General features: G+C 71.0%; 22 protein-coding genes. 18 read left to right on the plus strand and 4 right to left on the minus strand.

All coding sequences use genetic code 11. From position 1 onward, the window contains the following. Positions 1-269: 269 nt before the first annotated feature. Positions 270-1436, minus strand: coding sequence for a pyridoxal phosphate-dependent aminotransferase (locus tag ACIRQP_RS02860; protein ID WP_403882384.1), 1167 nt, complete (start codon positions 1434-1436; stop codon positions 270-272). A 340-nt stretch (positions 1437-1776) separates the two neighbouring features. On the opposite strand from ACIRQP_RS02860, the gene ACIRQP_RS02865 reads away from it, so the two are divergent. The 17 genes from ACIRQP_RS02865 to ACIRQP_RS02945 all read left to right on the plus strand — a co-directional run bounded on the left by ACIRQP_RS02865 (position 1777) and on the right by ACIRQP_RS02945 (position 19174). Next, positions 1777-2076, plus strand: coding sequence for a hypothetical protein (locus tag ACIRQP_RS02865; RefSeq protein ID WP_403882387.1), 300 nt, complete (start codon positions 1777-1779; stop codon positions 2074-2076). A gap of 343 nt (positions 2077-2419) precedes the next feature. Next, positions 2420-2938 (plus strand): DUF2617 family protein, encoded by a 519-nt coding sequence (locus ACIRQP_RS02870; protein WP_403882390.1) that lies wholly within the window; start codon positions 2420-2422, stop codon positions 2936-2938. A 54-nt stretch (positions 2939-2992) separates the two neighbouring features. Beyond that, a complete protein-coding gene (locus ACIRQP_RS02875; protein ID WP_403882392.1) occupies positions 2993-4618 on the plus strand; it encodes a polyamine aminopropyltransferase in 1626 nt (541 codons plus the stop codon). A gap of 793 nt (positions 4619-5411) precedes the next feature. Next, entirely contained in the window at positions 5412-6167 is a 756-nt protein-coding gene (locus tag ACIRQP_RS02880; protein ID WP_403882394.1) for an SRPBCC domain-containing protein, read from the plus strand. A 9-nt stretch (positions 6168-6176) separates the two neighbouring features. Then, positions 6177-6971 carry an aldose 1-epimerase gene (locus ACIRQP_RS02885; protein ID WP_403882397.1) on the plus strand — a complete coding sequence of 265 codons (795 nt, stop codon included), beginning with the start codon at positions 6177-6179 and terminating at the stop codon, positions 6969-6971. Between the two features lie 23 nt (positions 6972-6994). Further along, positions 6995-7534 carry an orotate phosphoribosyltransferase gene (gene pyrE, locus ACIRQP_RS02890; RefSeq protein WP_403882400.1) on the plus strand — a complete coding sequence of 180 codons (540 nt, stop codon included), beginning with the start codon at positions 6995-6997 and terminating at the stop codon, positions 7532-7534. A gap of 155 nt (positions 7535-7689) precedes the next feature. Further along, entirely contained in the window at positions 7690-8721 is a 1032-nt protein-coding gene (fbaA, locus tag ACIRQP_RS02895; RefSeq protein WP_403882403.1) for a class II fructose-bisphosphate aldolase, read from the plus strand. Between the two features lie 156 nt (positions 8722-8877). Further along, positions 8878-10494 (plus strand): MFS transporter, encoded by a 1617-nt coding sequence (locus ACIRQP_RS02900; RefSeq protein ID WP_403882406.1) that lies wholly within the window; start codon positions 8878-8880, stop codon positions 10492-10494. A gap of 2 nt (positions 10495-10496) precedes the next feature. Further along, a complete protein-coding gene (locus ACIRQP_RS02905) occupies positions 10497-10910 on the plus strand; it encodes a DUF3151 domain-containing protein (protein WP_403882409.1) in 414 nt (137 codons plus the stop codon). A gap of 276 nt (positions 10911-11186) precedes the next feature. Further along, positions 11187-12065 (plus strand): DUF3152 domain-containing protein, encoded by an 879-nt coding sequence (locus ACIRQP_RS02910; protein WP_403882412.1) that lies wholly within the window; start codon positions 11187-11189, stop codon positions 12063-12065. 111 nt (positions 12066-12176) lie between these two features. Beyond that, the gene (locus ACIRQP_RS02915) at positions 12177-13022 is read left to right on the plus strand and encodes a tryptophan 2,3-dioxygenase family protein (RefSeq protein WP_403882414.1); all 846 of its coding nucleotides are present in this window, start codon (positions 12177-12179) and stop codon (positions 13020-13022) included. After that, the gene (kynU, locus tag ACIRQP_RS02920) at positions 13015-14265 is read left to right on the plus strand and encodes a kynureninase (RefSeq protein ID WP_403882417.1); all 1251 of its coding nucleotides are present in this window, start codon (positions 13015-13017) and stop codon (positions 14263-14265) included. Before ACIRQP_RS02915 ends, kynU begins: the two co-directional genes overlap by 8 nt. Before the next feature lie 227 nt (positions 14266-14492). Beyond that, positions 14493-15377: an alpha/beta hydrolase gene (locus tag ACIRQP_RS02925; protein ID WP_403882420.1), complete on the plus strand. Its 885-nt coding sequence runs from the start codon at positions 14493-14495 to the stop codon at positions 15375-15377. A gap of 138 nt (positions 15378-15515) precedes the next feature. Next, the gene (locus tag ACIRQP_RS02930; protein WP_403882423.1) at positions 15516-16373 is read left to right on the plus strand and encodes an NmrA family NAD(P)-binding protein; all 858 of its coding nucleotides are present in this window, start codon (positions 15516-15518) and stop codon (positions 16371-16373) included. Between the two features lie 178 nt (positions 16374-16551). Beyond that, positions 16552-17799: a sensor histidine kinase gene (locus ACIRQP_RS02935; RefSeq protein ID WP_403883271.1), complete on the plus strand. Its 1248-nt coding sequence runs from the start codon at positions 16552-16554 to the stop codon at positions 17797-17799. Further along, positions 17796-18455: a response regulator gene (locus ACIRQP_RS02940; protein ID WP_403882425.1), complete on the plus strand. Its 660-nt coding sequence runs from the start codon at positions 17796-17798 to the stop codon at positions 18453-18455. Before ACIRQP_RS02935 ends, ACIRQP_RS02940 begins: the two co-directional genes overlap by 4 nt. A 125-nt stretch (positions 18456-18580) precedes the next feature. After that, the gene (locus tag ACIRQP_RS02945) at positions 18581-19174 is read left to right on the plus strand and encodes a Uma2 family endonuclease (protein ID WP_403882428.1); all 594 of its coding nucleotides are present in this window, start codon (positions 18581-18583) and stop codon (positions 19172-19174) included. A 72-nt stretch (positions 19175-19246) separates the two neighbouring features. Here ACIRQP_RS02945 and ACIRQP_RS02950 read toward each other — a convergent pair whose 3' ends face one another. Together ACIRQP_RS02950 and ACIRQP_RS02955 are read right to left on the minus strand one after the other, a co-directional pair. After that, the gene (locus ACIRQP_RS02950; RefSeq protein ID WP_403882431.1) at positions 19247-20866 is read right to left on the minus strand and encodes an ABC transporter permease; all 1620 of its coding nucleotides are present in this window, start codon (positions 20864-20866) and stop codon (positions 19247-19249) included. Next, on the minus strand, positions 20863-21780 hold the full coding sequence (locus ACIRQP_RS02955; RefSeq protein WP_403882434.1) for an ATP-binding cassette domain-containing protein: 918 nt from the start codon (positions 21778-21780) through the stop codon (positions 20863-20865). Before ACIRQP_RS02955 ends, ACIRQP_RS02950 begins: the two co-directional genes overlap by 4 nt. Positions 21781-21885: 105 nt before the next feature. Between ACIRQP_RS02955 and ACIRQP_RS02960 the strand changes: the two genes are divergently transcribed. Continuing rightward, positions 21886-22464 (plus strand): GbsR/MarR family transcriptional regulator, encoded by a 579-nt coding sequence (locus ACIRQP_RS02960; protein WP_403882437.1) that lies wholly within the window; start codon positions 21886-21888, stop codon positions 22462-22464. A 63-nt stretch (positions 22465-22527) separates the two neighbouring features. Here the strand turns inward: ACIRQP_RS02960 and ACIRQP_RS02965 are convergent, their stop codons facing one another. Continuing rightward, complete coding sequence (locus ACIRQP_RS02965) at positions 22528-23589, minus strand: hypothetical protein (RefSeq protein ID WP_403882440.1); 1062 nt, start codon at positions 23587-23589, stop codon at positions 22528-22530. Between the last annotated feature and the right edge of the window lie 71 nt (positions 23590-23660).

Raw genomic sequence — 23660 nt, forward strand, 5'->3', positions numbered from 1 at the left:
GGTCGGGCCCGTGCCGGCGCCCGAACGGATAGTCGTCCATTCCTCAGACCCATGATCGGTGCTCCCGGGATCGACCGCATTGTGGTGGCGGCCCGGGGGCGGCGGTGACCAGTGAGGCGAAGGCCCGGGGTGGGAAATCGCTCGCCGGACGAGCGGCGGGTACGGCACCGGAGAGGGGTCGCCCGCGTTCGGTGCGGCAACCGCGGCCCTGTCGCGGTAGATCGCCGCAGGCTTTACCCTGCCTCATTCGGGACGAAGGTGGCGTGAGTTCAGGGCGCCAGGTGCCGCAGGCGGCTGGTGGCCTCTTGGAGGACGTCGTCCCTCTTGCAGAAAGTGAAGCGGACCTGGCTGCGGCCGGCGTCGGGGTCGTCGTAGAAGACGGAGTTGGGGACGGCGACGACACCGCAGCGTTCGGGGAGGGCGCGGCAGAAGGCATAGGCGTCCTTCTCGCCGAAGGGAGCGATGTCGGTGGTGATGAAGTACGTGCCCTGGGGCTGGTAGACCTCGAACCCGGCCGCGCGCAGGCCGTCGCCGAGCAGGTCGCGCTTGCGTTGCAGGTCGGCGCGGAAGGTGTCGAAGTACGTGTCCGGCAGGCGCAGCGCCTCGGCGACCGCGTACTGGAACGGGCCCGCGCTGACGTAGGTCAGGTACTGCTTCGCCGTCCGGACGGCGGCGATGAGCGGGGCGTCCGCCATGGCCCAGCCGACCTTCCATCCGGTGAAGGAGAAGGTCTTGCCGGCGGATGAGATGGAGACAGTGCGCTCACGCATGCCGGGCAGGGACGCGATGGGGTGGTGCGTGCCCTCGTAGACCAGGTGTTCGTACACCTCGTCGGTGACGACCAGCAGGTCGTGTTCGACGGCGAGCGCGGCGATGGCGCTCTCCTCCTCAGCGGTGAGGACCATGCCGGTCGGATTGTGGGGGGTGTTGAGGAGAAGGAGCCGGGTCCGTGGGGTGATCTTGGCCCGCAGCTCGTCCAGGTCCGGACGGAAGGACGGGGCGCGTAGCGTCAGCGGTACTCGCTTCGCTCCGGCCATGGCGACGCAGGCGGCGTAGGAGTCGTAGAAGGGCTCGAAGGCGATCACCTCGTCGTCCGGCTCCAGCAGCGCCAGCATGGTGGCGGCGATGGCCTCGGTGGCGCCGGCGGTGACCAGCACCTCGGTGCCGGGGTCGAAGGAGAGGTCGTAGAAGCGCTGTTGGTGATCGGAGATCGCGGCGCGCAGTTCCGGGATGCCCGGGCCGGGTGGGTACTGGTTGCCCTTCCCCTCCCGCAGGGCGCGGACGGCGGCCTCGCGGATCTCCTCGGGCCCGTCGGTGTCGGGGAAGCCCTGGCCCAGGTTGATCGCGCCGGTCGCGGTCGCCAGTGCCGACATCTCCGCGAAGATCGTCGTCCCGAGCCCGTCCAGCCTGCGGTTCAGCAGCGGCCTGCCGCTCATCTCTCCACCGTCCTCAACGCGGGTACCGATCGTCCGGAGTCCATCCTGACCGATGCGCGGCAGCACGCCTATGCGGCAAGCGCCGCAGAGGCAGGCGAAAGAGGCCCGACCCAGCCGACCGCCATCTCCGCGAAGATCGCGGTGCCGCCGAGCCATTCTTCGGTCATGACCGCCATCCTGTGCCGAACCTCTGGAGTTGCTCAAGTCGGCTTTGGGCACGGGGCGCCGGGGGGACACCCACGTCACGCAACAAGTTCACGCAGGAAGCCGATCAGTACGGAGCCGGCCGCGCGAGGGCGCGAGAGCTTCGCTACGGGGGAACAGAAGGACGGTGAGGACGATGCTGGGCATAGGAGTGGTGGTCCTACTGGTCGCGATCGCGTTTATCGGGGTCGTGGCGAGTGTGAGCAGCGGGGACAAGCGCAAGAAATCGCGGTCGAAGGCGAAGAGCCGCACTTCGAGCCCCTCGCTGAAGAAGGCGGGCGCCAAGCGCCGCTCCAAGGGCAGTTGGTGGGCCGGAAGCGGCAGCGGCAGCAGCAGCGGTGGCGCGTCGTGCGGTGGCGGCGGCGGGAGTTCGTCCTGCGGCGGCGGTTCGTCGTGCGGCGGTGGTGGTGGGGGTTGCGGCGGAGGAGGCAGCTGACACGGGGCAGCTGATCCACTGTCACGAGGGTGCCCGGTGGGGAACGAACTCCCGCCGGGCATCTCTATGTTGAGGGTACTGATCGTTCGGGCGGCACGACCGGTCATCTCCGCCTGTTTTCGGTTGAACAGTTGAACCCTTGGGCCCCCGAGGGGATGGAAACCCATTCAAGTTGGGTAAAAACACTGTGAGCGTCGCGTACTTCGTGATTCCCTCGCTGTTGAGAGCTTCCAGCCCTCGGGCCTGATACGGAACCGAGCAGGCGACCTCCCCCCACAAGCCACTCGCTCATCGTCCGGGACATCCCCGGTCCACCCGTCAAGCGTGTTTGCGGAGCCGACCCATGCTCACCACCCTCAATACCGCCTACTCCGATACCCGCGCCGCTGATCTGGCCTGGGCGCTGGGCCGGGAGCCGGTCCCCGCCCTGGCCGTCCTCGATCTCGATCTCGCGGGCGCCGGGCTCCAGCTGAGACTGCTCGGCGCCTCTCACCAGGTGATTCTGGAGGAGGAGCGGGGCACCTGCTCCGAGACCGTCGCCTGTATCCCGGGCAGCAGCACACCGCTGCCGCTCGGTGTCTCCAAACGGCTCGGGGACTGGGAGTACGAGTTCGCCGCGCGCGTCGAGACGCTCTCCCAGGGCTCGTTCGCCGGACGCGCCCAGGAACTGCTCGCACTGGTCGCCGATCACCCGAACGGATTAGCGGGGACGTTTCCCGGTGCCCCGAACGCCTTCACCGCGATGCTGGCGCAGCGCGACGGCGGCCAGGTCCGATGGCGTACCTGGCATGCGTATCCACAGGAAGGCCGCCTGGTCGTCACCCGGACGCGGGTGGGGGTTCGTATGCCTGCGGCGCTGTAGATGCAACCGTGTGGGTGACAAACCGCAATGAATTCGTGACGTAGCGTTACGAACATGATCGAGCAGTCCATGTCCGCGCCGCCCCGAGGTGGCGCGCGGCTTCCCGTGCGCGCGGGCGCCGGGCGTTACCTGATCCTCACCGTGGTCTTCATCTGCGCCGCGTGCGGGCTGGTGTACGAGCTGGAGCTGGTCGCGCTCGCCTCGTATCTGATCGGGGACTCCGTCACGCAGGCCTCGGTCGTCCTCTCGGTGATGGTCTTCGCGATGGGCGTCGGCTCGCTGCTCGCCAAGCGGCTGCGCTGCCGCGCGGCGTTCGGATTCGGGCTGCTGGAGGCGGCGTTGGCGCTGCTGGGCGGTTCCTCCGCACTGGTGCTGTACGCGAGCTTCATATGGCTGGAGGAGTCCCGCTACGCACTGGTCGGCTTCTCACTGGCCATCGGCATCCTCATCGGAGCTGAGATTCCGCTGCTGATGTCGCTCATCCAGCGGTTCTCCCGGCAGGACGCGGAGGGAACGGTCGCGGATCTCTTCGCGGCCGACTATGTGGGCGCGCTCATCGGCGGGCTCGCCTTCCCGTTCCTGCTGCTGCCCTGGCTGGGACAGCTGACGGGCGCGCTGCTGACAGGCGCGGTGAACGCGGTGGCGGGGGGCGGGCTGGTGCTCTGGCTCTTCCGGCGCGATCTGACCTCGCGCTCACGCTGGGTGCTGGTGTCCGTCAACGTGCTGGTGCTGGCGCTCCTCGCCACGGCGGCCGTCCTGGTGGACGACTTCGAACGGGCGGCGCGGCGGGTGGTCTACGGCGAGCAGGTGCGGGTCGCCATCCATACCGGCGTCCAGGAAGTCGTCATCACGGGAGGACGCAGCGGGCCGCTGGAGCTGTATCTCGACGGGCGGCTGCGGGTCAGCGCGCGCGACGAGTTCCGCTACCACGAGGCGCTGGTGCATCCCGCGATGCGCGGGCCGCACACGCGGGTGCTGATCCTGGGCGGGGGCGACGGGCTGGCCGCGCGTGAGGTCCTGCGGTACGGGGGCGTCCGCGAGGTCACGGTGGTCGAGCTGGACCCGGGGGTCGTCCGGCTGGCCCGCACGGATCCCGCGCTGCGGGAGCTGAACGGGGAGGCGTACGGGGACGGGCGGGTGCGGGCGGTGTACGCGGACGCGTTTACGTGGTTGCGCCACGCGGTGGACGCCGGAGGCGTCGGGGCCGTGGGGAGTGGCGTGTACGACGTGGTCATCTCGGATCTGCCGAATCCCGGCGTCACGGCGAGTACGAAGCTGTACTCCGAGGAGTTCTACGGCCTGGCCACGCGCGTGCTGGCGGACGGCGGACGGCTGGCGGTGCACGCGGGGTCGCCGGCGACACAGCGGCACACGTACTGGACGGTGGACGCGACGTTGCGGGCGGCCGGGTTCGGGACGAGGCCGTACCACGCGACGGGGCGGCCGTCGGGCTTCGCGGCGGGCCCCGACCGGGTCAAGGACGGCACGCCGGCCGTGAGCGACTGGGGGTTCGATCTGGCGGTGGTGGGCGGGAGCCCGAGGCTGGGTCTGGCGCGGGACGTGCCGCGGTTGCGGTCGCTGGAGGGGGCGACGCTGATGGCGGGGGCGCGGGGGGTGGAGCGGACGAGGGTGCGGGGGTTGCCGCCGTCGACGCTGGTGCATCCGCGGTACGGGAGCTGAGGGTTGGGGCGCGGGTGCGGTGCGCCTCCCGGCGGGGGGTCGTGGGGTGCGGGTGCGGTGCGCCTCCGGCGGGGGTGCGGTGCGGTGCGGGGTGCGGTTGTTGTGGCTGGTGCCGGGGGCCGGGGCCTCCGGAGGTGCATGTCCGGACGGCATGATTTACGGCGCGCAGCTGCCCACAGTCGGAAGACGGGCGTCCGCGCGCCACACATCACGCTTTAGTGTCCGGACACCCACCTCCTGCGACCCCGACCCCCTCCCGCCGGTGGTCGGCTCCCACTCGCCGCACGGCTGGGGGGTTGGGGGTGAGTGCGGCCCCGGTGGGCCCCGCCACTCACCGTCCCGGCAGAGCAAGTGGGCCGGTGCGGGAGGATGCCGCCGCCTCCGCCCGCCCTCGCGCACGACCCCGTGGCTTGTGCGGGCGGTGAAGGGGGGCGCGCAGGGGTCGTGTCCGGGACACTAAAGCGTGATGTGTGGCGCGCGACCGCCCGTGCCCTGACTGTGGCCTGTCACGCGCCGTAAATCATGCCGTCCAGGGCGCGAGGCCCGGAGCGGCACCCGGCAACAACCCGCACCCGGAAACCGGCCCCAGCCGAAAACGGACGCACCTCGAACCACGACCCCCCGCCGGACGGCGCACCGCGACACCCGGCGACAGCCCGCACCGCACCACCGGCCCCAGCCGAAAACGAACGCACCCCGCACCGCGCCCCCCGCCGGACGGCGCACCGCACCCGGAGATCGGTGCTCGCCAAAGACCCACGCCCCCCGCCGGACGGCGTTACGCTCGGGGTTTATGGAGCATGAGGTGTTCGTTCCGGTGACGGCAGAGGCTCTGCGGCAGGCGCTCGCGGACCCCGTCCGTGTCGCCCGCTGTGTGCCCGGACTTCAGCATGACGCGGAGGAGTCGGCCGGGCCGCTCTCCGGCCGTATGAAGGTGCGTATCGGCGGCCACACGATCACCTACCGCGGCGCGCTCACGATCGCCGAGCGGGACGGTGTCTTCGAGGCGGAGGGCGAGGGCGTGGAGGTCCGTGGTTCGGGCTCCGCCAAATTGACGCTCACCGTGCGGCTGATGGAGACGCCGGACGGTACGACGCTCGCTTTCACGGGCGGATCGCGTTCGGAGGGCCGGCTCGCGGAGGTGCCCGCCGAGACGACGACCGCCGCGGCGCGTCGGCTGCTGGACCGTTTCGTCGCGCGGCTGGGGGAGGAGACGGAGCCTCCGAAGGACGTCGTGCCAGTGGCGGAGGTGCTGCCGGAGTTCGGACCCGAGCCGTCGGAGCTCGCGCTCGACGGGGAGACCGTCTCCGGTGAGGGGGACTTCATCATTCCGGACGAGCCGCCCGCCGAGGCCGCGCACGCCCGCCGCACCATGATCGGGCGCAGCGCCGAGGAAGTGGATCACGCGCCGCCGCGTGGGCGTTACGCGCCCGTGCCCGCGCCTGACACCGGTGGCGCGCGGGCCACGCTGCGCTGGGTCGCACCCGCCGCCGCACTCGCGCTCGCCTCCGCCGTGGTGGTCGGACGTGCACTGCGTCGGCGCAAGTAATGTCGTGGTGTGAGTAGCAGCGAAGAGAGCATCCGACTGGCGGCGGGCGACGCCGAGTTGACCATCACCCCGGCGAACGGCTGCCGGATCGGCAGTCTGCGCATCGGCGGGACCGAACTGCTGCGCCAGGGCGAGCGGTACGGCTGCTTCCCGATGGTGCCGTGGTGCGGGCGGATCGAGAACGGCCAGTTCCGCAACGGCGGGGTCGTCCATCAGATGCCGCTCAACTCCCCGCCGCACGCGATCCATGGCACCGGCCGGGACACGGCCTGGCGTACCGCACGGGTGGCCGATAGCGAGGCGGTCTTCACGTATGACCTCGTCGACCCCTGGCCGTACAGCGGCCGGGTCACCCAGACCTTCGAGCTGGCCGAGGACTCACTGACACTCGGGCTCGGGGTGGAGACGTACGACACGTCCTTCCCGGCGCAGGCCGGCTGGCACCCCTGGTTTCTGCGGAATCTGGGGGAGAGCGACGCGCGCGTCGACTTCGACGCGGCCTGGCAGGAGGAGCGCGGGGCCGACCATCTGCCCACCGGCCGCCGGATCACACCGCGCCCGGGGCCGTGGGACGACTGCTTCGGGATGCCCGACGGTGTCGATGTGACCCTGACCTGGCCCGAGCAGCTTGAGCTGAAGGTCACGAGCCGCGCGGAGTGGGTCGTGGTCTACGACGAACAGGCGGAGGCGGTCTGTGTGGAGCCGCAGTCGGGCCCACCGAACGGACTCAACACCGCGCCCCGGCTGGTCACCCCCCTGGAACCGCTGGAGATCGCCGCGACCTGGCGCTGGCAGCGGCTCTGAGGCGAGCACTTAAGCTCGTGGCCATGACTGACGTACGGGCTGAGCTGCTCCAGCTGATCAAAGACAAGGCCGTGGTGCACGGCAGGGTGACCCTCTCCTCGGGGCTTGAGGCCGACTGGTACATCGATCTGCGCCGGATCACGCTGGACGGTCATGCCGCACCGCTGGTCGGTCAGGTCATGCTCGACACCACCGCCGATCTGGACTTCGACTGCGTCGGCGGGCTGACGCTGGGTGCCGACCCGGTGGCGACCTCGATGCTGCACGCGGCCGCCGCGCGCGGGCAGCGGCTCGACGCGTTCGTCGTGCGCAAGGCGCAGAAGGCGCATGGCCTCCAGCGCCGGATCGAGGGCACGGACGTCAAGGGACGCCGCTGTCTGGTGGTCGAGGACACCTCGACCACGGGCGGCTCGCCGCTGACGGCGGTCGAGGCGGTACGTGAGGCGGGCGGCGAGGTTGTGGCGGTCGCGGTGATCGTGGAGCGAGGGGCCGCTCCGGCGATCGCGGAGGCGGGGCTTCCGTACCTCAATGTCTATGCGCTGGATGAACTGGGTCTCGGCTGAGCCGATTTTTCGTCCCGGTCCCGGCCGTTTCACGTGAAACAGCCGAGACCCGAGTGGAGTCCGTACAGGAGTCTGGAAAGATGGGGGGTGACGATGACGTCGCCCCCAGGTCAGGGACAAGCACCTCTCACCCGCACATCACAAGGAGCGGCCCGATGCCCATCGCAACCCCCGAGATCTATGCCGAGATGCTCGATCGGGCGAAGGCAGGCAAGTTCGCCTACCCGGCCATCAATGTGACCTCGTCCCAGACCCTGCACGCCGCACTGCGTGGCTTCGCGGAGGCCGAGAGCGACGGCATCATCCAGATGTCCACCGGTGGTGCCGAGTTCCTGGGCGGCCAGTACAACAAGGACATGGTGACCGGTGCGGTCGCCCTCGCCGAGTTCGCGCATATCGTCGCCGCGAAGTACGACATCACCGTCGCGCTGCACACGGACCACTGTCCCAAGGACAAGCTCGACGGCTATGTCCGTCCGCTGCTCGACATCTCCGCCGAGCGCGTCGCCGCCGGCCGTAACCCGCTCTTCCAGTCGCATATGTGGGACGGCTCCGCCGAGACCCTCGCCGACAACCTGGCCATCGGCAAGGAACTGCTCGCCAAGGCCGCCGCCGCCAAGATCATCCTTGAGGTCGAGATCACCCCGACCGGCGGCGAGGAGGACGGTGTCAGCCACGAGATCAACGACGAGCTGTACACCACCGTCGACGACGCGCTGCGCACCGCCGAGGCCCTCGGCCTGGGTGAGAAGGGCCGCTACCTGCTGGCCGCGTCCTTCGGCAATGTCCACGGCGTCTACAAGCCGGGCAATGTCGTGCTCCGCCCCGAGCTGCTCAAGGACCTCCAGGACGGCGTGGCCGCCAAGCACGGCGGGGCCGCCGGCAGCCAGCCCTTCGACTTCGTCTTCCACGGCGGCTCGGGCTCCACGGCCGAGGAGATCGCCACCGCGCTGGAGAACGGCGTCGTGAAGATGAACCTCGACACCGACACCCAGTACGCCTTCACGCGGCCCGTCGCGGACCACATGCTGAAGAACTACGACGGCGTGCTGAAGGTCGACGGCGAGGTCGGCTCCAAGAAGACCTACGACCCGCGCACCTGGGGCAAGCTGGCCGAGGCCGGCATGGCCAAGCGCGTCACCGAGGCGTGCGCCGCGCTGCGTTCCACGGGCACCAAGCTGAAGTAACGCGCGGGAGCCGCATCTCGCGCACAGCGGGCTCGTACGGCGGGCCCGGCACCGGTCGCGGTCGCGGTGCCGGGCCCTTGCCATGCCGCGGTGCCGGGCCCCTGCCATACCGTCCGCCGGGTAGCCACCCGGCTTCCGGGCGAGGATGATCCCCGTATGGACATCAGGCTGTCCTCCGCCACGGGACGCTGGGTCATTCTGACGACGGTGCTCGGCTCCACCATGGCCCTGCTGGACTCCACCGTCGTCAATGTCGCGCTGCCGCACATCGGGGACTCCCTCAACGCGGATCTCGCGGACCTCCAGTGGACCGTCAACGCCTACATGCTCACGCTGGCCGCGCTGATCCTGCTGGGCGGGTCGCTCGGCGACCGGTACGGCCGACGGCGGATCTTCGTCATCGGGGTGGTCTGGTTCGCGTGCGGCTCGCTGCTCTGCGGGATCGCGCCGAACGCCCTCGTGCTGATCGTCGCCCGCGCGCTACAGGGCGTGGGCGGGGCGCTGCTCGTACCGGGCTCGCTCGCGATCATTCAGTCGAGCTTCCATCCGGACGACCGCGCGCGGGCCGTCGGGGTGTGGTCGGGGCTCGGCGGAGTCGGTGCGGCGATCGGTCCGTTTCTCGGCGGCTGGCTGGTCGACGGTCCCGGCTGGCGCTGGGTGTTCCTGATCAATGTGCCGCTGGCCGCGCTGTGCGTGCCGGTGGCGCTGCGCCACGTACCGGAGACCAGGGATCCGGCGCATCACGGCCGGTTCGATGCGCTGGGGGCGTTGCTCGGTGCGGCGGCGCTGGCGCTGATCACATACGCGCTGATCGGCAAGGACATCTGGTCGGGGGTGGCGGGGGTGCTGGTCGCGGTGGTCTTCGTGCTGGTCGAGCGGCGCAGGCGGGACCCGATGCTGCCGCTGTCGATCTTCGCGTCCCGGCTGTTCACCTCGGTGAATGTGGTGACGCTCTGCGTGTACGCGGCGTTCGGGGGCTTCTTCTTCCTCGCCGCGCTCCAGCTCCAGGTGGTCGTCGGGTACTCGGCGCTGGGCGCGGGGGCGGCGCTGCTGCCGACGACCGTGCTGATGCTGCTGCTCTCCGCGCGCTCCGGCGCGCTGGCGGAGCGGATCGGCCCGCGGATCCCGCTCACCGTGGGGCCGCTGCTGTGCGCGGCCGGGCTGCTGCTGATGCTGCGGGTGGGCCAGGGCGCCACGTATCTCGTGGATGTGGTGCCCGCGCTGGTGGTGCTGGGGATGGGGATGGTGACGCTGGTCGCACCGCTGACGGCGACGGTGCTGGCCTCCGTGGACAACGCGCGCGCGGGTCTGGCCAGTGGCATCAACAACGCGGCGGCCCGTGCGGCGGGCCTGCTCGCGGTCGCCGCGCTGCCGCTGCTGACGGGCACGGGCCCGGAGGCGTACCGCTCGGCGACCGAGTTCGACGCCAGTTTCCGCCGTGCGATGCCGATCTGCGCGGGGGTGCTGGTGGCGGGCGCGCTGATCGCCTGGGCGGCGGTGCGTACGCCGAAGACGGCGGCCGGCCGGACCGAGCCCGAGTGCCGGGTGAGCTGCGGGCTGTCCGCACCGCCCCTGGAGCAGCTGGCCAGGGAGAGCTGGGCCGACGGGAGCGGGGACGGGACGGGCGAAGGCGGCGGTCACCCCGGCGGGGGTCCGGGCGGAGGTCCGGGTGGCGGTGGCGGATCCGGTGGTGGTCCGAGCGGGGGGTCGGGCAGGGGTTCGGGCGGAGCCGGGGACGCGGGGTCCGCCGGGCCCGAGCAAGGCAGACTGTAGGTATGGCCATCCATGAAAACCTCTTGGGGGGACCGCCCCCCACTCAGCTGCCCGATGATCCCGAGCCGCGTGAGCTGCTCGCGAACGGCACGCCGCCCGCCGACGTCGCCGCGAAATATCCGACTTCCTCGCTGGCCTGGGCACAGCTCGCCGACGGCGCGTTCGAGAACGGGAGCGTCGTCGAGTCGTACGCGTACGCCAGGACCGGTTACCACCGCGGTCTCGACTCCCTGAGGCGCAGCGGTTGGAAGGGGCACGGCCCGGTGCCGTGGGAGCACGAGCCGAACCGCGGCTTCCTGCGCGCCCTGCACGCGCTCGCCCGCGCCGCGCAGGCCATCGGGGAGCAGGACGAGTACGAGCGCTGCTCGACGTTCCTGCGCGACTCCTCGCCGCTCGCGGCCGACACCCTCGGCTGACCGGCGACCCGGCAGACTCTTTTCCCTCGCGGCCGACTCCGGTCGACGGCGGCCGACTCGGGCTGACGGCGGCCGGCACCGGCTGACACCGGCCGATCAGCAGCCGATCGCTGCTGATCGTCCCGAAACGGAACCTATCGAAGGCCCCGCCCGTCATCCTGGGCGCGGGCCTTCGTTTGATCGATCAGGCGCCGCGGATCATCAGCCGCCCCGGCACAGAGGCCTCCCACTCGCGCCTCTCCCCCCACGCCGGTCGCACCAGGGGAGAAGTCCGTTTTGGGTAAACGCGCCGCCGTCCGCCGAATAGGCCGTCATGGTCGTGACCGTGTCCGATCCCGCGTGCGCGAGAGACGCCGCGGTCGCGGCCGTCCGCTCTCCCGGCCGGCCCTCGCGGGGCTGGGCCTGATCGCCGTACTCCTCGGTGCCGGCGGCGCCCTCGCTTCCTGGCGGGGCGGCGACACGGGGGAGGGCGGGGCCACCACGACCGCCGACGCGATCACCGCGTCCCCCGTCGCCCCCTCCCTGGAGCCTCCGTCCCCGCCGCCCCCGTCGCCCAGCGAGCCCGCCGAGGAGAAATCTCCGGCCGCGCCGTCCCATGTCCCCGCCTCCGGCCCCGGCACCTTCACCACCGCGCGGGCGCACGGCAAGCCGGTCGGCGTGGGGCCACTGCGCCGCTACCGCGTCCAGGTCGAGAACGGGATCGACATCTCCGCGACGGACGCGGCGACCGAGATCGAGCGGATACTCGCCCATCCGCAAGGCTGGGCAGCGCACGGCCGGGGCTCCTTCCAGCTCGTCTCCGACAACGCCGACTTCGTCATCCGTATCGCCACCCCGGCCACCGCCGACAAGCTCTGCGGCGCCCAGGGGCTCGACACCGGCGGTGAGCTGAACTGCGAGACCGTGGACGGCGTCGTGGTCAATCTGCGGCGCTGGGTCCTGGGGTCCCCGACGTTCGAGGGGCCGGCCTCCGACTACCGGCATCTGGTCATCAACCACGAGGTCGGTCACGAGATCGGCCTGCGCCAGCATCTGGGCTGCTCCGGCCCCGGCCGGCTCGCCCCGGTGATGATGCAGCAGATCAAGGGCCTGGACGGCTGCGAGTCCAACGCCTGGCCGTACGACGAGAACGGGAAGTACATCACGGGCTCCTGACGAAAGCCGTGGCTCTGACCCCGGATTATGATGCCCGCAGGGGACCGGGGCTCCGTAACCAACACGGAAGGGGCGGACCGCTACCCGGCAGCACATATCGAGGAGACAGAGATGTCGCACGCCCCCGATGCCCCCGAAGCCGGTTCGGAAGCCCCGAACCTCGACTTCGCCGGAACCACCCCGTACGAGGACTACGTCCAGGCGGACGTCCTCACCCATCTCCAGCACCCGCGCTCCGACGACCCCGGTGAGATGGTCTTCCTCGTCACCACACAGGTCATGGAGCTGTGGTTCACCGTCCTCGTCCACGAGTGGGAGACCGCGTCCCGCGCGCTGCGCCAGGACCGGATCCCGGTCGCGATCGACGCGCTCAAGCGGTCCGTGTACGAGCTGGAAGCGCTCAACGCCTCCTGGAAGCCGCTCGGCCGGCTGACGCCCGCGCAGTTCAACTCGTACCGTGCCGCGCTCGGCGAGGGCTCCGGCTTCCAGTCGGCGATGTACCGGCGCATGGAGTTCCTGCTCGGCGACAAGTCCGCGTCGATGCTCGTCCCGCACCGGGGCGCGCCGCGTGTCCACGGCGAGCTGGAGAAGGCGCTGCAGGAGCCCAGCCTGTACGACGAGGTCCTGCGGCTGCTCGCCCGGCGCGGGCTGCCGGTGCCCGCGGAGGTGCTCGACCGCGATCTCGCGCTGCGGTACGAGCCGTCGCCGGCGGTCGAGGAGATCTGGGCCGCGATCTACGGCGAGCCCGATCAGCACACCGAACTCGTCCGGCTCGGTGAGGCGTTGACGGATGTCGGCGAGCTGGTGTGGCGATGGCGCAACGACCATCTGGTCGCGACCCGGCGGGCGATGGGCTCCAAGACCGGCACGGGCGGATCCGCGGGCGTGGCCTGGCTGGAGAAGCGGGCCGCGAAGAACGTGTTCCCCGAGCTGTGGACGGCGCGCAGCCATGTCTGAGTCACGTGCGACCGTAGGGACGCCCTCTCAGCACCACGCGTCCCAGGGCAAGTCCCTCGCCGTACGGGCCGCGACGCTGGACGCGGCGGACGAACTGGCCGGAGTGCGCGACCTGTTCACCCTCGACGACGACTCCGTCTATCTCGACGGGAACTCACTGGGCGCGCTGCCCCGCCATGTCCCCGAGCGCGTTCAGGAGGTGATCACCCGTCAGTGGGGCGAGCTGCGCATCCGCTCCTGGACGGAGGGCGGCTGGTGGACCGCGCCCGAGCGGATCGGCGACCGGATCGCCCCGCTCGTGGGCACCGGGCCGGGCCGGATCGTGGTCGGCGACTCCACCAGCGTCAATGTCTTCAAGGCGGTGGTGGGCGCGGTACGTCTCCTGGACCCGGCGGACCCGCCCAGGGACGAGATCCTCGTCGACGCCACGACCTTCCCCACGGACGGATACATCGCGCGGTCCGCGGCCCGGATGACCGGCCTGCCGATCGTCCCCGTCGACCCCGAGAACCTGCTCGGCGCGCTCGGGCCGCGCACCGCCGTCGTACTCGTCAACCATGTCGACTTCCGGACCGGTCGGCTGCACGACCTCCCCGGGATCACCGCCGCCGTGCACGGGGCCGGGGCGCTCGCCGTCTGGGACCTCTGCCACAGCGCGGGCGCCCTGCCGGTCGAGCTGGACGCGCACGGCGTGGACCTCGCGGTGGGCTGTACGTACAAGTACCTGAACGGCGGGCCCGGTTCGCCCGCCTTCCTCTACGTCGCCGAGCGCCATCAGGCCCGCTTCGACTCCCCGCTGCCCGGCTGGAACTCGCACACCGATCCGTTCGCGATGTCCCCGGACTTCGCGGCGGCGGACGGCGCGGTACGGGGCCGGGTCGGCACCCCCGACATCCTCTCCATGCTGGCCCTGGAGGCGGCCCTCGACGTCTGGGAGGGGGTGAGCCTGGCGGCGGTACGGGACAAGAGCCTCGCGCTCACGGACTTCTTCCTGGAGTGCGTGGAGGCGTACGCGCCGCCGGGCCGGGTCCGTTCGCTCACCCCTGCCGCGCACGCCGAGCGCGGCAGCCAGATCGCGCTGCGCTGCGCCGAGGCGCCCGCCGTCATGGCGGCGCTCATCGCCCGGGGGATCGTCGGGGATCTGCGCAGGCCGGATGTGCTGCGCTTCGGATTCACCCCGCTCTATACGGGTTTCGCCGACGCGGAACGGGCGGCGAGGGTCCTCGGCGAGGTCCTGACCTAGGTGCCGGCCGAAGGCGAGCCCACGGCCTAGTGCCGCGACGGGGCAAACGTTGCCGGGAGGGGCACTAGGTTCTGTCCGGACAGAACCCGGATCACCGGCCTGGATCACCGTGACCCGGCGGCCGCCCGTGCGGCCGCCGGGGATCGGGGTGATCGGGTCCGTGCGGGGCTGGTAGCGTCCCCGCTGATCAGGTCAATTCGGCCCCCGTACCGAAAGGTTGGAGCAAGATGCCGGACCCCGCCGCGCACGATGCCCTTGCTCGTGACGCCGCAGAGACCGAATCGGTCTTCTCCCATCCGGTTGTCCGGCCCGATGCCACCGCCGCGTACGGCGAGCACCCTGATCAGGTGATCGACTTCTACGCTCCCCGGGGCAACCAGGAGCGCGTGCCGCTGGTCGTCGTTCTGCACGGCGGCGCCTGGCGCGCGGCGTACGACCGTACGCACCTGACCCCCTTCGCGGACTTCCTGGCCCGGCGGGGATTCGCCGTCGCCAATGTCGAGTACCGACGGGGTCCCGTGCTCCCGCAGCAGGGCGGCGGGTCGCCGGTGGCGGGGCGCTGGCCGGAGACGTTCGACGATGTGGCCGCGGCGTTGGACGCGCTGCCCGCGCTGGCCGCGGGCGTGCTGCCGCAGGCCGACGCGCGGCGGACCGTACTGACCGGACACTCCGCGGGCGGCCATCTCGCGCTGTGGGCGGCGGCCCGGCATGTGCTGCCGGTGGGCTCGCCGTGGCGGCTGCCGGAGCCCCCGCCGCTGCGCGGGGTCGTCGCGCTGGCGCCGATCGCGGATCTCGTACACGCCGTGGAACTGGATGTGTGCGGCGGAGCCATCCTCCAACTGCTCGGCGGCGAGGTGGAGTTCAAGCAGCGCAGGGAGAGTGCGGACCCGGCGGCGCTGCTGCCGACGGGGATCGCGACGGCGGTGGTGCAGGGCCGTGCGGACCTGACCGTGCCGCACACGGTCTCCGAGGCGTTCGTGGACGCGGCCGGGCGGGCGGGCGAGATGGTGGGGCTGACGCTGCTGGAGGAGGTCGGTCACTTCCCGCTGATCGACCCGGCGGCAGACGCGTGCGCGGTGGTGGCGGAGGAGATCGCCCAGCTCGCCTGGTGAGGCTGTGCGTCTCCCGTACGCAGGGAGACGCAGGGAGACGCGGGGATGCGCAGGGAGACGCAGGGAGACGGGGAAGGCGCCGGCGGACGAGGGAAGACGCGGACAGAAACTGACCGCAAGTCTTCCTACGGTCTCCCCATGACCAAGAACACCAGCCAGACCGTGCTCGTGACCGGCGCCACCGGAACCGTGGGCCGCCAGGTCGTCTCCGAACTCCTCCGCCGCGGCCACACCGTCCGCGCGCTCACCCGTGACCCCGAGAAGGCGAGAGCCGGCCTTCTTTCTGACTTCCCGTCAGGCGTCGACGTCGTACGCGGAGACCTCGCCGACCCCGCGAGCCTCGCCCCCGCCCTCGACGGCGTCACCGGGCTGCATCTGATCACCTTCGGCGGGGCGATGTTCGCGCCGCTGGAGACCGGACCGGAGATCGTGGAGCTGGCGCGGAAGACCGGCGTACGGCGGGTGACCGTCCTGTTCGGCGGCGGGGAGACCCCGGTCCAGCGGGCCGTCGAGGCGAGCGGGCTGGACTGGACCGTGGTGCAGCCCGTCGAGTTCATGTCCAACGCGCTGGAGTGGGCCGAGGCGATCCGTACGGAGGACACCGTGAGCGAGCCGTTCACCGGCCGGCTGAGCGCCATGATCCACGAGGCCGACATCGGCGCGGTCGCGGCGGTCGCGCTCACCGAGGAGGGGCACGCGGGCCGTACGTATCTGATCACCGGGCCCGAGGTGCTCACCGTCCAGGACAAGGTGGACGCGCTGGCGGCGGCCCGGGGCCGGGAGATCGGGCTCGTGGAGCTGACCGAGGAGACGGCGAAGAAGCGGTGGCGCGCGGCGGGCCAACCCGAGGATGTGATCGACTTCCTGATCATGGTGTACCGGGACACCCCGCCCGAGGGCAGGACGGTGGTCGACACGGTCGAGAAGGTCACCGGCAGGCCCGCCCGTACGTTCGCGGAGTGGGCGGCGGAGCACGCGACGGTGTTCCGGGCCTGACCCCGGCCGCGTCCGGCCGCGTCCCACCTGGTGGGAGCCGAGTACGCGCAGTAGTACCTGGGACGGACGGGCAAGGATCCGCTTCGCTGGTGACGACCCCGTCCTTCCCTCCGCCTACCGTGGCAACGTGACCGAGACAGATACCGGGAAGACCCGGAGCCCCGAGTTCCGCTTGGCCATGGGAGCGCTTGAGGGCATGCGCCAGGACCTCTTCCACGACGCCTTCGCCTACCGTCCGCTCAAGCCCATGCGGACGGACGGCCCGATCACCCGCCGGCTGCCGGGCCGGATACGTGAGTACGCGGTCTGGACCCCGCACGCCATGATCACGGCGTGCGCGTTGCTGGTGATGTTCGCCGGCTTCCTTGAGGGCGGCAGTCTGCTCGGCCTCCTTCCGGCGATCCCGGTCCTGCTCACCATGGGCAGGCCGGTCGGCGCCCTGTGGCTGTCGCTGGGGGTCTCCGCCGCGCTGGGTGTCGCGGTGTATGACGCATGGCCGTGGGGGGTCTCCAGTTTCCTCGGGTACCTCACCGTGCTGACGGTGGCCGCGATCCGTACCCGCCCGCGCACCGGCGCCTACATGTGGGTGGTCACCGCGGCGTACGCGCTCTTCATGGAGGTCTTCTTCAACCGCGGCTACGGGGCCGGAGCCTCCACCTCGGTGACCATGCTCTTCCTCTCCGCGCTCGTTCTGCTGACCGTGACCGTGCTGCATGTCCGCCGGGAGGCGAAGCAGGAGGTCGCCGCGCAGCAGAGCGTCACCGCCGTCGAACGCGACCGGCGCACGCTGCTGGAGGAGCGCACCACCATCGCCCGCGAGCTGCACGATGTGGTCGCCCACCACATGTCGGTCGTCGCGATCCAGGCCGAGGCCGCCCCGTACCGTGTGGAGAACCCGCCGCCCGAGCTTGAGCAGGCGTTCGCCACGATCAGGGAGAACGCCGTCGCCGCGCTGACCGAGCTGCGCCGTGTCCTCGGGGTCGTACGGGCGGAGGACTACCAGGCCCCCGACGCCCCGCAGCCCACGCTCGGCGATCTCGACGGGCTCCTCGGGAATGTCCGGGACGCCGGGCTGACCGTGGAGAAGGCGATCACCGGATCCGTCCGTACGCTGCCCCAGGGCGTGGAACTGTCGGCGTATCGCATCGTCCAGGAAGCCCTGAGCAACGCGCTCCGGCACGCGCCGGGCTCGACCGCGCGCGTCGAGATCTCGTACGTACTGGGCGGGCTCGGCCTGCGCATCGTGAACACCCCGCCGCGCGGCCTGGTCAAGCCGTCGCCCGGCTCGGGGCACGGCATCACGGGGATGCGGGAGCGTGTCACGATGCTGAACGGCGAGATGACCGCGGACCTCCTGGAGGACGGCGGCTACGAGGTCGCGGCCTTCATTCCGGTGGCCGCCGTGCAGGACGGGGACGCGTCATGACCATCCGGGTACTGATCGTCGACGATCAGGTGATGGTCCGCGAGGGCTTCTCGGTGCTGCTGAACGCGATGCCGGACATCGAGGTCGTCGGCGAGGCGGTGAACGGCCGCGAGGCCGTCAGCCAGGTCGCCGCGCTCCGCCCCGACGTGGTGCTGATGGACATCCGGATGCCGGAGCTGAACGGCATCGAGGCGACCCGCGAGATCGTCGCGGCGAACGCCGACGCGAAGGTCCTGGTGCTGACCACCTTCGACCTCGACGAATACGTCTACCAGGCGCTGCGCGCCGGTGCCTCGGGCTTCCTGCTGAAGGACGCATCGGCCCGCCAACTGGCCGACGGCGTACGGGTGGTGGCCTCCGGCGAGGCGCTGCTCGCACCGACCGTCACCCGCCGCCTGATCACGGAGTTCTCCAAACTCTCGGAGGCCCCGCGCGCCCCGGCGATGGCCCGGATAGGCGATCTCACGGAGCGCGAGACGGAGGTCCTGGTGCTGATCGCGCAGGGCCTGTCCAACGCGGAGATCGCCGAGCACCTGGTGGTCGCGGAGTCCACGATCAAGACACATGTGAGCCGCATCCTGGTGAAGCTGGGCCTGCGGGACCGTACGCAGGCGGCGGTGTTCGCGTACGAGGCGCGGCTGGTGACACCCGCCTGAGCCGATACGAGTGGGATGGCGAGTACCGGTCATTTGATCACTCGCGCGGGTGATCGCACCGGAAAGAACCGTTTCGTCCGCTCGGGGGCCCGTCACGCTGGTGTCCGCCTGACAGGAGGTGCACCATGACAGTTATGGCAGAGCGCGCGGTCCAGATGTCCGTCGAGGAGTTCGAGGAGATCGCCAAACTCATCGAGAGGCAGTCCGACACCGTCAGGTTGGAGTTCATCAACGGACGGATCGGGTTCAAAGGCGTGACGGACGGCGACCACAGCGAGATCATCAGATGGCTGCAACAGCGCTGTATGCGGGTGCGGCCCGACCTGTGGCTGTACGCGGGCGGTGAGTTGGGGCTGCTGGTCGAGGCGTACCGCAGGGGCCGGGCCAAACCCGACGCCGTCCTCGCTCCGGAGGAGAGTTTCGCGGGGCAGGGGGACTGGGCCGACCCGGCGCGCGTGTTGATGACGGTCGAGGTGACGTCGTACGACTCCGACACCGACAAGCGGGACCGCAAGGAGAAGCCCGTCGCTTACGCCGTCGCGGGGATTCCGCTCTATCTGCTGATCGACCGCGACGACTGTACGGTCACCGTGCACAGCCGTCCGGCGCCCGAAGGTTACCGCTGCCGCCAGGTAGCGGACTTCGGAGAGAGAGTCACTCTCCCCGACCCCGTCGGCATCGAGCTGGACACCGAGATCTTGAAGAATTACGTGCGCTGACGCGTGCGGCGGCATGAGTCGGCCCGCCTTGTCCACAGCCTGTGGACAAGGCGGGCCGCCGCCCGTTTCCGGTCAGTTCAGCATGTCGCGGCGCCGCAGTCCCGCCAGCCCCGTCCCCACCAGCACCGCCGCGAGCGCCGTCAGCGCCACCACCGGCGTCCACGCCATCTCCCCGCCCGGCAGCTTCGGCAGGTGTCCGAACGGCGACAGGTTCATCACCGACTGCGGCAGGTCCAGCGCGGGACCGATCCAGCCCAGGGCCAGGGCCAGGCCCGCGACGGCCCAGGCGGCCACGGCCGCCTTCGGGAAGACGCCGTACAGCAGGACCGCCAGCGCGCCCAGGACCCAGACCGCGGGCAGTTGGACCAGGGCGGCGCCGAGGATGGCCGGGAAATGCCGGCCGTATCCGAGGAACAGGCCGAGACCGCCGAGCGCCATGATCAGGACCGCGCCGCCGAAGGCGATCACCAGATGCCCGGCGGCCCAGCGGAGCCGGCCGACCGCACCCGCGAGGACCGGTTCCGCGCGCTGGCCGGTCTCCTCGGCGTACAGCCGCAGCACCGACGCGACCACGTACAGCGCCGCGACCATCCCCAGCATGCCGACCATCGCGGCGAGGAAGGCATCGGTCAGTCCTTGCTGGCCGCCCATCCGCAGGATGATCTGCTGGGTCTGCTGGTTGTCGCCGACCAGATCCGCCGCGCCGTCGGTGATGCCGCCGAACATGATCCCGGCGAGCAGGAAGCCGCTTCCCCAGCCGAGCACGCTGCCGCGCTGGAGGCGCCACGCGAGCCCGCCCGCCGTGGCGAGCGCGCCCTTCGCGGGTCCTGGCCGCGCGGAGAAGAAGCTCATGCCGATGTCGCGCCGGCCCGCCAGGGTGTACGCGAGGACCGCCTGTACGGCGATCGCGGCCAGCAGGACCAGCAGCACCCACCAGCGTTCACCGGCGAAGGCGCGTACGTTCTCGGCCCAGCCGATCGGGGAGAGCCAGGTCAGGAGGGACGAACCGTCGTCGGCCGACGCGTCGCCCGCCGCTTTGAGTACGAATGCGGCGCCGATGACGGCGGCCGTCAGCCCCTTCGCGAGCCGGGCGTTCTCGGTGATCTGCGCGGCGATGGCCGCGGTGCAGGCGAAGAGCATGCCGACCCCGCCGGTCGCGAGACCGAGCGCCAGCCCGCCGGCGGCGTTCTGCCCGTTGCCGACGAGCCCCGCGGTGACCGCGAGGACCAGCGCGGCGTTGGCGATCAGCGCCGTGAGCAGCGCCGCGGTCAGCGGCGCCCGGCGCCCGACCATCGCCGACGAGAGCATCTCCTGACGGCCCGCCTCCTCTTCCTCCCGGGTGTGCCGTACGACGATGACCAGGCTCATCACCGCCGCGAGCGCGGCTCCGAAGGCGATCATGCGCCAGGAGGTGAGCCCGCCCACGGAGTCGCTGAAGACAGGTCCGTACAGGGCGCGCAGTGAGCCGTTGGCGGACATCGACTGGACGAGGTCGGCCCGCTTGGCGTCCGTGTCGTACAGCGTCGACACGGACTGCGTGACGGAGAGGAACGAGGCGCCGAGGACCAGCACCCACACCGGCAGGATGATCCGGTCCCGGCGCAGGGCGAGCCTCAGCAGCGTTCCGGTGCCGGCGAGCTGCCGGCTGCCGCCGGTGCGCGCCACCGGTACGGCCAGGGTGGTGGCGGTCATGACGCGACCGCCCCGTCGGCCGCGTAGGCGTCATCGGCCGCGTAGTGGCGCATGAACAGCTCCTCCAGGGTGGGCGGAGTGCTGGTCAGCGAGCGGATGCCGGACTCGGAGAGCGAGCGCAGTACCGCGTCCAGCTTGTCGGTGTCGACCTGGAGCCTGACCCGCTTCCCCTGGATGTCGAGGTCGTGCACGCCGGGGAGCCGGCCCAGTCCGTTCGGCTCGCCGGACAGCTCCGCGCTCACGCTCGTACGGGTCAGATGGCGCAGCTCGGAGAGCGAACCGGACTCGACGGTCACGCCCTTGCGGATGATGCTCACCCGGTCGCAGAGCGCCTCGACCTCGCTCAGCACATGGCTGGAGAGGAGCACGGTCCTGCCCCGGTCGCGCTCCTCCTCGACGCACCGCTGGAAGACCTCCTCCATCAGCGGGTCGAGCCCGGAGGTCGGCTCGTCGAGGATCAGCAGATCGACGTCCGAGGCGAACGCGGCGACGAGGGCGACCTTCTGGCGGTTGCCCTTGGAGTACGTACGCCCCTTCTTGGTGGGGTCCAGCTCGAAGCGCTCGACGAGATCGGCGCGCCGGGCCGGGTCCAGCTTCCCACGCAGCCGCCCGTACAGATCGATGACCTCACCGCCGGAGAGGTTGCGCCACAGGGTCACGTCCCCGGGTACGTAGGCCACGCGACGGTGCAGTTCGACCGCGTCCTTCCACGGGTCCCGGCCGAGCAGCTGGGCCGCGCCGGAGTCGGCGCGCAGCAGCCCGAGGAGGACCCTGATGGTGGTGGACTTGCCGGCTCCGTTGGGGCCGAGGAAGCCATGGACCTCGCCGGTCTCGACGGCGAGGTCGAGGCCGTCCAGCGCGTGCGTCCGGCCGAACGACTTGTGCAGTCCGGCGACCGTGATTGCCTTCGTCATGCTTCGGAACGTACGCTACATTCACAAACTTGTGAAGTTAAGGAAGCGTAAAAAGGGATCGGGTTAAGATCGAGGTGGACGCCGAGCAGGGGAGACGATGGGCCGATGGGCAGCGAGGACCAGCGCCGGGGCGCGAAAGGGAACAAGAGCGGGAACGCGCGCGGGAGCGAGCGCGAGGACGGTACACAGCGGGACGAGGAAGCCGTGTCCCGCTTCGTGGAGCGCTTCGCGGCCGAGATGACCGAGGCCGGGATGCAGCGCACGGCCTCCCGGGTCTTCGCGGCGCTGCTCAGCTCGGACGACGCGAGCATGACCTCCGCCGAACTGAGCGAACGGCTGCGGATCAGTCCCGCGGCCGTCTCGGGGGCAGTCCGCTACCTGACCCAGGTCAACATGGTCGGCAGGGAACGTGACCTCGGCTCCCGCCGCGACCGCTACCGGCTGCACAACGAGCTCTGGTACACCACCTTCGCCCAGCGCGACTCCGTACTGGTCCGCTGGGAGAACGCCCTCCGCGACGGCGTCGAGACGCTCGGCAGGGACACCCCGGCGGGGGTGCGGGTGGCGGAGACGGTCGAGTTCTTCGAGTTCCTCCAGCAGGAACTGCTCGCGCTGATGGGCCGCTGGAAGGACTATCAGGAGGCCAGGCGCACGGAGGGGACCAGGGGTGCGGGCACGGGCTGAGTGTGACGGCAGGGGTACGGGCCGACCGTACGACGGCGGGGGCCGAAGCGGTGAGCGTCGGCCTCAGCCGGCGGGCTCCGGCCGGTGCCTGTGCTTGACGGAACCCCCCACCAGGCCCGTCAGCGTCAGTGCCACACCGGCCAGGAACAGGGCGGCGTTCACATCATCGGCGGGAGTGCCCCGCAAGTCGGAGTCGTAGAGATCGCCCTTCCACGGGCCGTACGAGACCACCCAGCCGGTCCACCAGTCCTCCAGCAGTGGATCGCGGTCCGGGTCACAGCGGAAGGGGCCCTCGTGCCGCGCTCCGCTCCACGGGTCGGACCACCGCACCTCGCAGGTGCCGTCGGACTGCCGGCTGATCACGGTCAGGTCGATCTGCGGGTCCTTGGACGCGGCGCTGTCCGCGGCGATACCCAGGCCGAGCAGGACCGCTCCCACCAGCAGGATCCAGCGGAAGACGGCTCGGCGACGGTGCGCCGTTTTCGACATCGGTGCCCTGTGGGGCGCATCCGAAATGTCTGACATGTTCGATGCGTGAGGTATGCGCTGCTCCAGCAGCCCGGCCTGCCGCGCCCGCTGCACGGCCAACTGCCGTGCCCCGCTTCCCCGTACCGCTCGCGTCCAGATCGGCGCCGCACCGCCCGGAGGCGCGATCACCCCGCCGGTCCGAGGGTCGCCGCACCACCACAGGACGCCACCCGGGCCGGGCTGGACCGGCTGGTGGAGGCCCCATACCCTCCACACGGTCAGTGGCCACAGCTCTCCGGTCGCCGGGTCCCGCAGCACCACCGTCGCGGTCCGTGATCCGCGCGGGACCGATACGGCGGCGCAGACGGTCCAGGGGGCCGCCGCCAGGTGGTGCCGCATCCGGCCGCAAATCCGGAGGGAGAAGAGGCCCATACTCAGCGCGGCCAGGGACAGCCCCAGCAGGTTCGGCATCAGCGCGACCACTTCGTCCAGGCCCAGGCCGGCCGCGATCAGCCCGATGATCCCGCTGCCGACCAGCAGCGCCAGACCGCCGCGCGCCCACACGGTGGCGCTCGCCCGGTAGCGGGCCAGTGCCTCGGCCGTGTCCGTGACATCCAGCGCAAGGAGCCCAGGGCTCTGCGACGTGTTGTCCCCCATTTTTGTGCCCCCCCGGGCTTTGATGTGCCCCCCGGGCTTTGATGTGCCCCCGGGCTTCGAACCGGAGGCCG

The sequence above is a fragment of the Streptomyces sp. NPDC102274 genome, from assembly GCF_044766385.1.
Classification (GTDB): Bacteria; Actinomycetota; Actinomycetes; order Streptomycetales; family Streptomycetaceae; genus Streptomyces.

Excerpts from the sequence above, each read along its gene's own strand:
- ACIRQP_RS02945 (WP_403882428.1), top strand. The coding sequence starts at position 18,581 with ATGACAGTTATGGCAGAGCGCGCGGTCCAGATGTCCGTCGAGGAGTTC.
- ACIRQP_RS02905 (WP_403882409.1), top strand. The coding sequence starts at position 10,497 with ATGGCCATCCATGAAAACCTCTTGGGGGGACCGCCCCCCACTCAGCTG.
- kynU (WP_403882417.1), top strand. The coding sequence starts at position 13,015 with ATGTCTGAGTCACGTGCGACCGTAGGGACGCCCTCTCAGCACCACGCG.
- ACIRQP_RS02865 (WP_403882387.1), top strand. The coding sequence starts at position 1,777 with ATGCTGGGCATAGGAGTGGTGGTCCTACTGGTCGCGATCGCGTTTATC.
- ACIRQP_RS02935 (WP_403883271.1), top strand. The coding sequence starts at position 16,552 with ATGGGAGCGCTTGAGGGCATGCGCCAGGACCTCTTCCACGACGCCTTC.
- ACIRQP_RS02925 (WP_403882420.1), top strand. The coding sequence starts at position 14,493 with ATGCCGGACCCCGCCGCGCACGATGCCCTTGCTCGTGACGCCGCAGAG.
- ACIRQP_RS02875 (WP_403882392.1), top strand. The coding sequence starts at position 2,993 with ATGATCGAGCAGTCCATGTCCGCGCCGCCCCGAGGTGGCGCGCGGCTT.
- ACIRQP_RS02915 (WP_403882414.1), top strand. The coding sequence starts at position 12,177 with ATGTCGCACGCCCCCGATGCCCCCGAAGCCGGTTCGGAAGCCCCGAAC.
- fbaA (WP_403882403.1), top strand. The coding sequence starts at position 7,690 with ATGCCCATCGCAACCCCCGAGATCTATGCCGAGATGCTCGATCGGGCG.
- pyrE (WP_403882400.1), top strand. The coding sequence starts at position 6,995 with ATGACTGACGTACGGGCTGAGCTGCTCCAGCTGATCAAAGACAAGGCC.
- ACIRQP_RS02960 (WP_403882437.1), top strand. The coding sequence starts at position 21,886 with ATGGGCAGCGAGGACCAGCGCCGGGGCGCGAAAGGGAACAAGAGCGGG.
- ACIRQP_RS02950 (WP_403882431.1), bottom strand. The coding sequence starts at position 20,866 with ATGACCGCCACCACCCTGGCCGTACCGGTGGCGCGCACCGGCGGCAGC.
- ACIRQP_RS02940 (WP_403882425.1), top strand. The coding sequence starts at position 17,796 with ATGACCATCCGGGTACTGATCGTCGACGATCAGGTGATGGTCCGCGAG.
- ACIRQP_RS02870 (WP_403882390.1), top strand. The coding sequence starts at position 2,420 with ATGCTCACCACCCTCAATACCGCCTACTCCGATACCCGCGCCGCTGAT.
- ACIRQP_RS02900 (WP_403882406.1), top strand. The coding sequence starts at position 8,878 with ATGGACATCAGGCTGTCCTCCGCCACGGGACGCTGGGTCATTCTGACG.
- ACIRQP_RS02955 (WP_403882434.1), bottom strand. The coding sequence starts at position 21,780 with ATGACGAAGGCAATCACGGTCGCCGGACTGCACAAGTCGTTCGGCCGG.
- ACIRQP_RS02965 (WP_403882440.1), bottom strand. The coding sequence starts at position 23,589 with ATGGGGGACAACACGTCGCAGAGCCCTGGGCTCCTTGCGCTGGATGTC.
- ACIRQP_RS02930 (WP_403882423.1), top strand. The coding sequence starts at position 15,516 with ATGACCAAGAACACCAGCCAGACCGTGCTCGTGACCGGCGCCACCGGA.
- ACIRQP_RS02860 (WP_403882384.1), bottom strand. The coding sequence starts at position 1,436 with ATGAGCGGCAGGCCGCTGCTGAACCGCAGGCTGGACGGGCTCGGGACG.
- ACIRQP_RS02880 (WP_403882394.1), top strand. The coding sequence starts at position 5,412 with ATGGAGCATGAGGTGTTCGTTCCGGTGACGGCAGAGGCTCTGCGGCAG.